The sequence below is a fragment of the Amycolatopsis iheyensis genome, from assembly GCF_024703995.1.
Taxonomy (GTDB): Bacteria; Actinomycetota; Actinomycetes; order Mycobacteriales; family Pseudonocardiaceae; genus Amycolatopsis; species Amycolatopsis iheyensis.
In genome coordinates, this window is sequence record NZ_JAMXQV010000024.1 from 75579 (window position 1) to 87859 (window position 12281).

11 protein-coding genes, 1 tRNA gene and 2 pseudogenes are annotated in these 12281 nt (G+C 70.3%); 9 read left to right on the forward strand and 5 right to left on the reverse strand.

Annotated features, from left to right (window positions below; genetic code table 11):
• On the reverse strand, window positions 1-345 hold the full coding sequence (locus tag M8542_RS36380; protein ID WP_276587585.1) for a pilin: 345 nt from the start codon (window positions 343-345) through the stop codon (window positions 1-3).
• 50 nt (window positions 346-395) lie between these two features.
• Window positions 396-1490: a sigma-70 family RNA polymerase sigma factor gene (locus M8542_RS36385; protein WP_257924876.1), complete on the reverse strand. Its 1095-nt coding sequence runs from the start codon at window positions 1488-1490 to the stop codon at window positions 396-398.
• An 801-nt stretch (window positions 1491-2291) separates the two neighbouring features.
• Between M8542_RS36385 and M8542_RS36390 the strand changes: the two genes are divergently transcribed.
• The 9 genes and pseudogenes from M8542_RS36390 to M8542_RS50695 all read left to right on the forward strand — a co-directional run.
• Window positions 2292-3095: a RodZ family helix-turn-helix domain-containing protein gene (locus tag M8542_RS36390; protein WP_257924877.1), complete on the forward strand. Its 804-nt coding sequence runs from the start codon at window positions 2292-2294 to the stop codon at window positions 3093-3095.
• A 146-nt stretch (window positions 3096-3241) separates the two neighbouring features.
• Complete coding sequence (locus M8542_RS36395; protein ID WP_372508697.1) at window positions 3242-4258, forward strand: TRM11 family SAM-dependent methyltransferase; 1017 nt, start codon at window positions 3242-3244, stop codon at window positions 4256-4258.
• A gap of 183 nt (window positions 4259-4441) precedes the next feature.
• The gene (locus tag M8542_RS36400; RefSeq protein WP_257924879.1) at window positions 4442-5755 is read left to right on the forward strand and encodes a DNA cytosine methyltransferase; all 1314 of its coding nucleotides are present in this window, start codon (window positions 4442-4444) and stop codon (window positions 5753-5755) included.
• A gap of 59 nt (window positions 5756-5814) precedes the next feature.
• Complete coding sequence (locus M8542_RS36405; protein ID WP_257924880.1) at window positions 5815-6228, forward strand: hypothetical protein; 414 nt, start codon at window positions 5815-5817, stop codon at window positions 6226-6228.
• Window positions 6229-6481: 253 nt separating this feature from the next.
• The gene (locus tag M8542_RS36410; RefSeq protein WP_257924881.1) at window positions 6482-7021 is read left to right on the forward strand and encodes a recombinase family protein; all 540 of its coding nucleotides are present in this window, start codon (window positions 6482-6484) and stop codon (window positions 7019-7021) included.
• Window positions 7022-7191: 170 nt separating this feature from the next.
• A complete protein-coding gene (locus M8542_RS36415; RefSeq protein WP_257924882.1) occupies window positions 7192-8016 on the forward strand; it encodes an adenine nucleotide alpha hydrolase family protein in 825 nt (274 codons plus the stop codon).
• Between the two features lie 174 nt (window positions 8017-8190).
• Entirely contained in the window at window positions 8191-8352 is a 162-nt protein-coding gene (locus M8542_RS36420) for a helix-turn-helix domain-containing protein (protein ID WP_257924962.1), read from the forward strand.
• Between the two features lie 83 nt (window positions 8353-8435).
• Window positions 8436-8975 (forward strand): annotated as a pseudogene (locus M8542_RS50810) (Arm DNA-binding domain-containing protein); the annotation flags it as partial.
• 372 nt (window positions 8976-9347) lie between these two features.
• Window positions 9348-9926: pseudogene (locus M8542_RS50695) on the forward strand (site-specific integrase); the annotation flags it as partial.
• Between the two features lie 86 nt (window positions 9927-10012).
• Here M8542_RS50695 and M8542_RS36430 read toward each other — a convergent pair.
• From M8542_RS36430 to M8542_RS36440, 3 genes are all read right to left on the reverse strand, one after another.
• A tRNA-Lys gene (locus tag M8542_RS36430) sits at window positions 10013-10085 on the reverse strand.
• Between the two features lie 437 nt (window positions 10086-10522).
• Window positions 10523-11785 (reverse strand): methyltransferase domain-containing protein, encoded by a 1263-nt coding sequence (locus M8542_RS36435; protein ID WP_257924884.1) that lies wholly within the window; start codon window positions 11783-11785, stop codon window positions 10523-10525.
• Window positions 11782-12240 carry a hypothetical protein gene (locus M8542_RS36440; RefSeq protein ID WP_257924885.1) on the reverse strand — a complete coding sequence of 153 codons (459 nt, stop codon included), beginning with the start codon at window positions 12238-12240 and terminating at the stop codon, window positions 11782-11784. Before M8542_RS36440 ends, M8542_RS36435 begins: the two co-directional genes overlap by 4 nt.
• Window positions 12241-12281 lie beyond the last annotated feature (41 nt).

The window sequence follows — 12281 nt, forward strand, 5'->3', positions numbered from 1 at the left end:
CTACAGCCCGCCGACGATGGTCTTGAGGATCTCGACCACCAGCGGCGCCAGCGCGGCCAGGCCGAACCCGATTCCGGCGGCCTTGAACGCGCCTTTGGCCTTCTCGACTTCCCCGGGGTTGTCGCCGGCCATCAGGTAGCGCAGGCCGCCGATGGTGATGAACACCAGCGCGACCCCGGCGAGGATGCCCATGATCCAGTTGCGGATGTTGGTCAGGACCTGATCCACGGTCTGGGCGAGCGCGACGTAGGTCACCGTGTCCGCGTGCGCCGCCGGCCCGGACAGCAGTAGGGTCGTCGTGGCGAGCACGCCGGCGAGCGCGATCGCGCGGCCGGGCGAGACCAAGCGGGGCGAGGGTGTGCGGTGGTGTGGGGTTCGGCGGCGGTGTCGTGGTGTCAGTCGCATGAGCGGACCTCCCGACGGGTCGGCGCAGCCGGGCCGGAGGCGGTGCGGCGGGCGCGGGGACGGCGGTCTGCGGGCACGCGGGTCCCGCACGAGGCAATAGGCGATTTCGGGCCGTGCGGAGACACCGGTGCGCCAACATCGGTCGCCGGCTCGCCCGCCGCGTCGGTCACGGTGCGTGACTTCAGTCGGTGGGTGTGGCGGGAGGACGCGGGCGCGGTTGCGGAGTTCGGGCGGCGCTGAAGCGGGTGCCCGGCAGCGGTGTCCAGTCGCCGGTCGACGGGTGTCTCGAGCGTCGCGTCGTCCTGCTCGTTCAGGTAGGCGACGAGGCGGTGCTCGGCCCGGTTACGTCGCTGTTGGGCTGTCTTGTAGCGCACGCCGCGCGCGTGCGCTGCGTCGGCGAGTGGCACCTCACCGACGCGGGTTTCGGAGATCAGGCCCGCTTCCTCGGTGGTGATCGCGCCGGCGCGGACGGCCTCGGCGAGGACCAGATCCGGATGGTCTTCCTGGCGCGGCGGTGGCGCCGAGCCGAACTCGAGATCGTCCACCGGAATCGGGTGAGCGGTGGCTTCGCGCAACGCGCGCCGTCCCTCCGCACGGGCGGCCCAGTACAGGTGCGCGAGGATCGCCGGGCGGGTCAGATCGACCTCGTGCAGCCCCTGCAGGAACCCGGCCAGGACGGCGGCGTTGAGGTCGTGGGTGTCGCCGGTGAACCGGCGTGTCACGAGCGCGGCGACCCGCAGCAGCACCGGTAACGCCAGCCCGACGCACGCCATCGTCCAGGTGCCGCCGTCGGCCCCGTTCTCGGCGCGGGCTCGGGTGATCAGATGCGCCCACACGGCGTCCCGAGTGGTTTGCGGGCAGTCCCCGGCGAGCAGGAGGGTGCCGAGCTCGTTCAACGGGACCGGACGTGACGGCAGCTCCGCGATCTCGCGGCCGTCCACGCTGACCGGCTCCGGCCCGGTCACCAGCCACGCGAAGGTCGTCCGCGCCAGCGCGAACACATCCGAACTGGCGACGAAATCAGGAGTGGCGCGCACGTAAAACCCGCGCTCGTCGACATCGGTTTCGGGATGCGGAAAATCCATGACAGCTCCGTAAGCGCATCGGCTGAGTGGTGAGCCGTCAGTGAGCCATCGTGGACGCCTCAAAACCGCCTCAAAAGCGCCTCTTAAGCGCGACCAAAGCGCCTCAAGGGTTAAGTGTGTGAAAATTCAACTACTGGGGTATGGATGAGTGCGTGGCGTGTGCCTCGATCGCTGCTATGCCCTTCCGGGCACTCTGAGCTGGGCGGAAGCGGCATAGCGTCGTGTGGCGCCTCAGTGTTTTTTCGTGACGTGCCTCGTTGAGGCGCCTGCCGTGACGGCGAGAGAGAATTGAATTCTCAAGCGGCTGTGGATCGCGACGATGGTCGCTGCTGCGTTCCGATGGGTCCAGAACGTGGATGGGTGTTCGGCGGCCCATTTTCGTGGGCCTCGCCGAAAAGTTTCGGAATTTTCAGTGGCGGTTGTCTCCAAAACGCGGGTTTCTCTCTATTGCCTGATGACAGCACCAGCCAATGCCGGGCATCACACACCCGGCTGTTCTCGCCGGGAGGACCTCACATGGCCCAGCGCCCGCCGTCCCCGGACGGCCGTCCCCGCCGCCGCGGGGACTCGGCTCGCCCGCCGCGCGCCCGTCGCGGGGGCGAGCTCGCTCCCTATCCCGGAGCCCGCACCCACACCACCGCTGCGGGCGCCGGCGGCGCCCGCGCGACCTCACGACCGGAAGGCCCGAAAGCACGTCCGCACAAGCAGGCGAGCACGGCAGCGCCGGAGCCGACTCCGGCCACGGTGTGGACGTGCGGGCCGGACCCGATCGACGCGCACGAGGCGTGGCCGGCGCCGATCGTGGAGCGCATCACGACCGCGTTCACCGGACCCGGCGCGCACGTCGTCCTCGTCGACACCGGCACCGCCGCGACGACGATCACGCCTCCCGCAACCGGCGACCCCACCGCGCCCGGCGAGGGCGTCCCGGCAGCGGTGCGGGCGGCGGTTCACGCCCTCGGCCGCACCGTCACCACGCCCGTCCTCGACACGCGCGCGGACTCCTCCGCCACGCCGTCACAACCGTTCTGGGCCAACCTCATCCACGACGCCGCCAGCCCCACCGGGACACCCGCGGACCCGACGACCAGCCCCGCCCGAGATGCCGCCATCCACGGGCGCGCCGCGCCATGCTCGTGGCCGGCCGAGCTCGCGGATCTGATGCTTGTCTCGCTGTCCGCACACGCCGCCGAACGGGTGTCGATCGACCGGCTCGCGTTGCGCGCGGCAGGCCTGTTGCGCCTCGGCGGCATTTTCGCGGTGTATACGCACAGCGACTGGAACGGGGGGCGGTTGCTGGACCCGACCGGCGCGATTGTTGCGGCCGCGCAGCACGCCGATCTGCTCTACCTGCAGCACATCGTCGTGCTGCACACCCCGGTCCGGGCGGGGCGCCTGCACGCCGCGCCGAGTGCGTCCATGGCCGCCGAGTACGACCGCACCGCGCACCGCGCGACGGTGCGCGGGATGCCTGCACCGCATCTGCGCGCGCACGGCGATGTCCTGGTCTTCGCCCAGCCTGCGAGCCCCGCAGGTTCACCGCTCACACACACCGCCGAGGTCCCGGCTCCCGGGGATCGGCCCGGCCCCGAAGACCAGCGGTGAGCGACCCCGTGCCCCCGTCGCCCGCCGCCGCGGCGGCCGTTCCTCCGGCATCGAAAGGCAGCCCGCTCATGTCCCACCCGCAGCCGTCCCACCCGACCACAGAGCCGGCGACCGGCGGCCCCAGCACGCGTGACGGAGACCCCACCGTGCCGGTCTCACGCGCGCTCATCGAGGCCCTGGACACCACACCTCAGCGACCGGCGGGCACCGCCGTGAGCGACCCGACCGAGCCCGATGCCGCAGCCGAGCCGGCCAGGGCGGGAGAGCAGCCGCTGTCGGTGTGGGTGACCGCGCAGACCTCGCCGGCCGCGCAGCGCAAGGGCCGCTACGTCGCCGACTCCACCGCACACCCGGCCAAGATGCTGCCCGCGGTAGCTGCGCACGCCATCGGCCACTACACCAACCCCGGGGACCTGGTGTTCGACCCGATGGCCGGGTCGGGCACGACCCTGGTCGAGGCGATCGACGCCGGGCGCCGCGCGGTCGGGGTGGAGTACGAACCGCATTGGGTCGACGTCGCCCGCGCGAACCTCGAGCTGGCCCGCGCACGCGGCCAGGAGGTAGACGCCGAGATCGTGCCGGGGGACGCCCGCCAGCTACCGCACCTGCTGCCCGAGAAGTACCGCGGGCAGGTCGCGCTGGTGGTCACCTCACCCCCGTACGGGCCGTCGCTGCACGGGCAGGTCGTCACCGCGACGACGGACTCCCCAGACGGGAAGGTGCACAAGTACCACCACCGCTACGGCAACGCCCTCGACCGCGGCAACCTGGCCAACGTCGGCCACCACCGGCTGCTCGCGGGATTCACCCGCATCCTCACCGGCTGCGCCGCCGTGCTGCGCCCCGGCGGGCACGTCGCGATCACCGTGCGCCCGTGGCGCGAGCATTCCGAACTGATCGACCTGCCCTCGCAGATCATCGCCTGCGGCCACGCCGCCGGGCTGGTCCCGGTCGAGCGGTGCGTCGCCTTGCTGGCCCGCGTCGCCGACACCGGACTCGTCGCCCGGGGCTCGTTTTTTCAGCGCGACTTCATCCGCAAACAACGCGAGCAGGGTCTGCCGCTGCATCTGATCGCGCACGAAGACGTGGTGGTCCTGCGCCGCCCGCTAACCCGCTCAAGTTCGAAGGTGGCTGCCGGCGGCGGCAGTGAGGTGCCGGCGTGAGCGCCCGCGCGCGATGCCCGTCCTGCGGCTGGACCGCACACCGCCGGTGGCCCGACCGAGCGCGCCGCGCCGCGGCCCGTCACCGCTGCGCACCAGACCGGCCGGAGCCGACAGTGCCCGGGACACGGCAGGCGATCGGATCTGCGCCATTCCTGGTCGTTGGCTGCGGAGAGGGGGGCAGCGATGAGCGCACCTCACCGTGACGACGCCACGCCTGCGGCCGACGCCGACGACGCCGCGCACTTTGTGGCGACCGAGGGGCCGGTGATCGGGTCGCTGTGCACCGGCCTGCTGGGCCTGGATCTCGCGGTCGCGGCCGTGCTCGGCGGCCGGATCGCCTGGTACAGCGAGATCGATCCGCACGCCGAGCGGATCCTCACTGCCCGGCTGCCGGGCGTGCCGAACCTCGGCGATCTGCGGACGATCGACTTCACCGGCGTCGAGCAGGTGGACGTGCTCACAGCCGGATTCCCCTGTCAGGACATCTCCGCGGCCGGCCGGCGCGCAGGCATCGAGAAAGGCACTCGCAGTGGACTGTGGCGCAACGTGCTGGACGCCGTTCGCGTCCTACGACCCAGCCTCGTCATCCTGGAGAACGTCGCCGCCCTCCGCTGGAGAAACGGCGGGCTCGACCACGTACTCGGCGGCCTGGCCGAAACGAGGTATGACGCGGTCTGGCGTTGCGTACGAGCCAGCGACATCGGCGCCGCGCACCGCCGCGAGCGGGTGTTCGTGTGTGCCGTCCCCCAGCCGGGAGGGGTTGCGGATGATGCCGACACCGCAGGCCCGCGACGGCGAGCCCCGCGGCCCGGTCGACCCGGCGCGGCGCCGCGCGGGCGGGCACCAGGTCAACCTCAACGACGCGGTGCACGCGGTGGCGAAGCTGTTGCCGACGCCCCGCGCATCGGACACCGGGTCACCGGGCAGACGCGCCGGCCGCGGGTTCCGCCCTCCTCTGTCGCAGCAAGTGCTGCCACTGGTGACACCGACGGAGCCGGCGGCACACGAGGACCTGGCGGACGTGGCGTCGCTTCCGCGCGGGTGTGCAGTGGCCGACACGGCGCCGGTGCTGCCCACGCCAACCGCCTCGGACGCCCGAAACTGCACACGCCGCACCCACGATGGCGGACCATCCCTTCCCGATCGGGCACGCGCACTGACGACACCCGCTTCGATCGGCGAGGAGACGTGTTGCGCGACAACACAATTCCGGGGGGGGGGGGGGGGATTCGTAGCTGTCTTTCCCCCGGCGCGTGGGGCACTGCTGCCGACACCGACTGCGCACGACGGTTCTTCCAACGGAATCTCCGCTGCCTCACGACGAGGAGGTCCGTCCCTGTCGGACACCTTACGCCTGCTGCCCACGCCCCGGGTGACCGACGGGACGAAGGGATGCCCCGCGCAACGCGGCTCGAAAGGCGACCTGATGCTGCCGTCAGTCGCCGTAGCCGTCACCCGGCCCCGCCGACGCCCCGCCACGCGGAAGGATGCGACTGATCGTGACCACCGACCGCGCACCCCGCGGAGGCCGCGCCGCACGCGGTAAACCGGCGCCGGTGGACTGGGGCGAGTACGCCGCCGCTGTGCACCGCTGGGAACTCATCACGAGCCACCCCGCGCCCTACCCGACGCAGCCCGGCCGCCACGGACGTCCCGTCCTTGCGCCCGCGTTCGTCGAGTGGCTGATGGGCCTGCCGCCGGGCTGGGTGACCGCCGAGCACCTCGACCTGCCCCGCACCGCCCAGCTGCGTGCGCTCGGCAACGGCGTCATGCCCCAGCAAGCCGCCCACGCCCTGCGTCTGCTGCTCGAGGACCTCGCCCACCTCACCTGCTCCTGGCACCCGCCGACCGCCGCACCATCACGAGTATCCGACCACCGCGGACGCACCACCACCACAAGGCGTCCCGCCGCCACTCGCACTGCGGCCAGCAAGCGCACCCGCCGCACCGGCGCCGGCTCGCGTCGCTGAACTCGCGGCGCTGCGGAGCGGTGAAGCCGACCGGCCAGAGCCCGCCCCGCAGCGCCGCATTCCATCCTCGCCGGTTCCACCCGGAAAGAGAGGTCTTGCCATGCCCGTCCGCGCCAACACGAATCGACCCCGCGGCCTGCGGCGATGGGTTCGCGCCGTCCGCCATCACCTGACCTCGCGGCGGCACAGGCGGCCATCGAACCTCGTCGGGACCGGAGGTCCCCACCAACAGGTCGACGCCCTGACGCACCCGGTGACGAGGCGGTCGGCCGAGGCGGTCGCCGCCCTGATCCGGGCCGGCTGGAACGTCCACCGCCCGCCGTATGGCTACACGACCATGACCGTCGCCAGGGCGGCGCCGAGCCGACGGGGCAACGCCCGGACCCGGCTCACCCCGGACTCGCGCCGCGCCCCAGTGGTGCAGGCGATCTTCTACTGGCGCGCGGTCACCGGTCTGTCGGTCGAGCACATCACGGCTCGGCTCGACGCGGACCTCGACCGCTACCCGCCGCCCGGAACGCACACCGCGTGGCCGCCCGCAGCGGTTACCGCGATCCTCACCAACGTCAAGTACACCGGCTACCAGGCCACCTGTACTCGCGACGAGCACGGTGCCTTCCGCCCCGCCAGCGAGTGGGTTCTGTCGGACCAGCCCGCGCACCGGGCCCTGATCACCCCCGCGTTGTTCTGGGCAGCTCAAAGCCCGGCCACCAGTGTCCGGCGTGTCCCGCACCGCCTGCTCGCTTCCACCCACGACCGTCCCGCCGGCCATGGCAGTGAGGAGAGCCCGTGACCGCCGTCCACGCGCCCGCCACCCGGCGCACCGCCACATCACGACCGAACAGCTCGTCTCGAGACCGGCGCCGCCCACCGGCAAGCCCGCCAACGGCGCGGCGGCGCCGCGAGCGCTACCCCGGAACGCCACGCGGCCGGTACCTCAGCCTTGGTGCCGGGGTCCAGAGCATGTGCGTGCTGCTGCTCGCGTGCGAGAAGGAGATCCCGCCCTTCGACGCAGCCCTCTTCGCCGACACGGGCTGGGAACCCAAACAGGTGTATGCCCAGCTCGACACCGCACGTCGCCTCGGCGCGCAGGCCGGGATTCCGGTACGGACGGTGTCCAGCGGCAACATTCGCCACGACGCCCTCAAACCGAACGCGCGGTTCGTCACCATGCCGCTGTTCGTCAAGAACCCTGACGGGTCGCGCGGCATGGCCCGCCGGCAGTGCACGGGCGAGTACAAGATCCGGCCGCTGAAGAAGGCGGTGCGCGAGATTCTCGGGTACCCGCACCCGCAGCGGGTGCCGCGCGGGGTGTTCGTCGATCAGGCCATCGGCATCTCGACCGATGAGTTCCACCGCGCCAAGGACTCGGACGTCAACTACACCCGCAATATTTTCCCGCTGCTCGACTTGGGGATGTCGCGTTCGGACTGCATGACCTATCTGCGCGAGCGGGGCCTCGGCGACGTCGTGAAAAGCTCCTGCATCGGCTGCCCGTACTCGGGAAACTCGCGGCTGCGGTTCATCCGGGACACCGATCCGGACGCCTGGGCGGACCTGATCGAGTTCGACCGGGCCATCCGCCACGGCAGCCCCCGTGCCAACGCCGACGGCCAACCGTTGCGAGGCAAGTTCTTCCTCCACCGATCGCTGCTTCCGCTCGACCAGGTCGACCTGGACCTCACCCGAGGCCGCCCCGGAGCGGACGAAGACGACCCCGACGGTTGCTCCCCCTTCAGCTGCCGGAGCGGCCACGCCACGGACAGCGCACTGGCTGCCGAGCACTGATCTCGCCGGCACCCGGTGCGCTAGAGAGACGCCACAGACAACTCCAAGGAGTTCGCCATGCAAGATGCTGAACCGGGGGAACTGAGCCCTGAACCAGCCCACGCGGCTTCCCCCAGGTCGGTGCCGTCCTGGTCACCCGAGCGTTTGGAAGGCCTAGGTCTCACCACCGACCTGATGACAGCCGCCGATCTGCTCGGCATCAAACGAACCAAAGCTTACACGCTCGCTCGCAACGGGGCGTTCCCTGTGCCAACAGTTCGGATCGGACGCAGCTACCGCGTCGCGGTTGCCTCGATCGTCGAGCTATTCGGACTGGGCAGAGAGCCTCGTACCTGAGCCTTGCCCTCTGAACGATCGCGAGCGTAGATAGCCGCTGTGCATCACGGCCGACCTACGGATTTCCAGACAGGAAAACCCGCATGACATCCCGCACGTTCAAAGGAAGCACCTACAAGCGATGTACCTGTCGACATCCGCAAACCGACAAACAACTTGGCGCAACCTGCCCGAAACTCAAGCGCAGCAACGGCACCTGGAGTTCCAACCACGGAACATGGTCCTTCCAAGCCGAACTCCCGCACAATAACCGCGGTGATCGTCGCACGCGCCGCCGAGGCGGCTTCGCCAGCCAGACCGAAGCACAAACCATGCTCGGCGACATCGCCGCGCTCCTGGAGGTGGGTGGCAAGCATGGCGATAGCGCGCTGATCGCCGTCGGCGATCTCATCGACGAACGTCTCCAGGCCAACGAACCCCTTCCGGCTCCCGAACTGGTCGCCAAACAACTCGACGCCGGAAACGCCGCGGTCGACGCGATCCCAACGGTCGGCGAGTGGCTGCTGAACTGGCTTTCGACCCGCAAGGTCAGAAAGGGCACGCGCCGCAGCTACCTCCAGCACATCGAGTCGTGGCTGATCCCCTACCTCGGACATTACCGGCTCGACCTGCTCACGATGGAACACATTGCCCGCATGTTCGACGCAATGGCCGAACGCAACGACACCATCACCGCCGCGAAAACCAGCGACGACCCGGCTGCCCAAGCCAGCGTCCGGAACCTGCGGGTCATTGGTCCGGCCACCATGCAGCGCTACCGGGCAACGCTGCGCGCGGCATTGAATTCCGCGATCCGCAACCCGAAGATCCCGATTACCTTCAACCCGGCTTCTTACGTCGAACTCGAATCAGGCAAGCGTCCCAAAGCGCTGCTGTGGACGCCAGGCCGGATCGAACAGTGGCAACAGACGGGTGAGAAGCCCTCCCGCGTCATGGTGTGGACGCCCGAGCACACCGGACATTTCCTCGATCACGCCGAAGGGCACCCCTACTACGTCCTGTTTCACCTGATCGCCTACCGGGGGCTTCGCCGAGGCGAAGCCTGCGGGCTGCCCTGGTGGGAAGTTGACCTCACGAGCCAGTCCATCACGATCAGCAAGACACTGATCCAGATCGGGTGGCACGCCGAATTCGGCGAACCGAAGAGCGACGCCTCCGGCCGGATCGTCGCCCTCGATGTCGCCAGCACGGAGGTGCTCCACCGGCAGAAGAGCCGCCAGACCGCGATGCGCGAGGCCGCGGCGCACTGGGTCGAACACGGGCTGGTCTGCACTGAGGCCGACGGCAGTCCGATTCACCCGGCCAAGCTCACCGACGCCTTCCATGCCATCGCCGAAGCCGCAGGACTTCCGCCGGTCCGGCTACACGACCTCCGTCACGGCGCCGCGACGCTGGCCTTGGCTGCCGGAGCAGACCTCAAAACCGTCCAGGAGCTGCTCGGCCACTCAACCATCGCCATCACGGCCGACACCTACACTCACGTGCTGCCCGAACTTGCTCGCGAGACCGCGGAGGCCACGGCCCAGCTCGTGCCGAGGCGCAGTGCGAGTGCGATACAGATCGCAGGGATATGACACAAGGTAACAGGGGGTTAACGCCCAGTGAGAGGGTTGCGTCCAAGTGCTCAGTCGTCAACCCATCGCTTGACCTGCGTAGTAAGTGGGCCGCCAGGGGCTCGAACCCTGGACCCAAGGATTAAAAGTCCTCTGCTCTACCAACTGAGCTAGCGGCCCGCGGATTAAGCTTACCGAGCTGGATCACGACGTCGGCACGCCGGGTGTCACAACACGGCGGTGGCGTGACCCGCCGGCGGGCAGGGCGGCGGTGTAGCCGGTGCCGGTTGCCGACGTGCAGGACGGACTGACCGGGGCGGACGTCGAGCTGGTGGAGCATCGCTGCGATCACGATGGGATCGATGCTGCGCGCGGTGTAAGCGCCGGGGCTTCCTGTGCGCCGAGGGCTGTACGCCTCGGCGAGCGGGAGGTCTGGCATGAAGGCTTCGATGCGGACCCGCTCCATCGCGGTCCGCTTTCCGGGGTTCGTGGCGTGGCCGCCGGCGACGATCTGATCGACCATCGAGCTGCCCAGGTCCGCGGATATGTAGGACTGGTTCATCGACATCCCCTTCGATTTGCCGAGCTTTGCGAGCCGTCGGGAGTTTCGGTGTCGCTCATCGGTGTCCTTTGGCGTCGCTGGGCGCGGGTGATGCTGGCTGGATCGAGGGATGCCGGGTGCGGTGCGGTCGCCAGGCGCGGAGGCTGGTGCTGGTGGGCCGAGTCCAGCGGTAGTCGCCGGCCGGGTCGTCAAGCCACAGGGTGTGTTCGCGCTGGGTCACGGTGAGCCCGAACCGGTCCCAGCCGGGTCGGCCGAGCCGTAGCCACAGCCGGTACGCTCGCTCGACCGCTCGCCAGAGCAGCCGTGGACCGGCCTCGATGACGCGGTCGGAGTTCAGGCCGATCTGTGCGCTGGAGCCGTCCGGTGCGGCGAGCAAGATCCCGTACGGCGGCCCGCAGTCGCCCATCATGATGGTGCGGCGGATGTACGGGTTCCGGCCGAAGTTCAGCGCGGCCAGCAACCACACGATCCGGTTCTCCGGCTGCTCCAGCACCATCGGGTCCAGGACGGTCCTGCGCCTGACGCAGGGCTGAGTGGCGGCCGGAGCCCAGGACGCAGGCTGATCCGGAACGGCATCCCAGGTGCGCAGCGGCTCGAAGCCGGCTTCGACGTCCGCGAACCGGCCTTGCACAACCCGCTCGCCGACCCGGTCGAGCCGGATGAGATTGCCGGCTCGCGACCCGATCGCCAGCTCGGTGAGGATCGCCCCGGCGGGGGCAAGCTGGCGTAGCCAGCAGGGCGGAATCGCCGGGACGGCGCCGGTGACAACGATGCGGTCGAGGGGCGCGTGTTTGCCGAAGCCTTCCAAGCCGTCGCCGGTGCGCAGGTCGGGGGTGTGGCCAAGGCGCGCGAGCCGGGCCCGTGCCAGTTCACACAGGTCGGGTTCGATGTCGAGCCCGACGACGTTGTCGCTGCCGAGGCGGTGGCACAGCAGTGCGGTGAGGTAGCCCGATCCGGTGCCGACGTGCAGAACCCGATGCTCGTCCTGTACGGCGAGCAGTTCCAGCATCCGGGCGAGCGTCGCGGGTGCCGTCGCGGTGGACAGGACGGCGCTTGGCGTGTCGCGGCTGAGCAGGATCGGCAGGTCGTTGTCGCCGTAGACCGCGTCGAGCCAGATGGCCCGGTCGGCCGGGTCGGCGGAGTCGACGATCTCGTTGCGTAGGCCAGCTGACCGGAGATGGTGGTAGCGGGGGACGAAGCTGTGCCGCGGGGTCCGGCAGACGGCCGTGAGCCAGGCCGGGTCGGTCAGGATGCCTGCGGCGTTGAGCCGGTCGGCTAGCGCAGCGTCCTTTTCGTGCTGGGCGCGGGCGGGGATCATCGGGTGCTCCAGCCGGGCGGCGCGGTGACGGGGGCGGGCGTGCCGCGTCGGTGAGGCCCGGGGGTGAGGTGGCATCCGGCGAGCGGGCTGAGTACGGCGTTACGGCCTCCGCCGAACTGAGCGAGGGCGTAGTGACGTCGGCGGTCGGCAACGAGGTCGCCGGCGGCGCTCCGCGGGCAGAGCGCCGGGGTGTTCCGGAGCGGCAGGGTGGCTCGGGTGGCGTTGTCGCGCTTGGTGGTCGGGAACTCGCTGGTGCGGCTGCTGGTGACGGGGCCCGGGCTGTTCTTGCGGTGCCACGGGCCCCAGTTCGGCTGGCCAGTCAGGGCGTCGGTGAGGACCCGCTCGTACCGAGCGACGGCCTGGTCGGCGTCGGTGTGTGCGTGCAGGACGGCGTACTCGCGGTCGCGCGCGCTGGGAGCCGCGGCCGCGTCGACGACGGCGGTGGGCGGGGACATGAGCGGCGCCTCCTGTGGCGGCGTTGAGGTCGCGTGTGGCG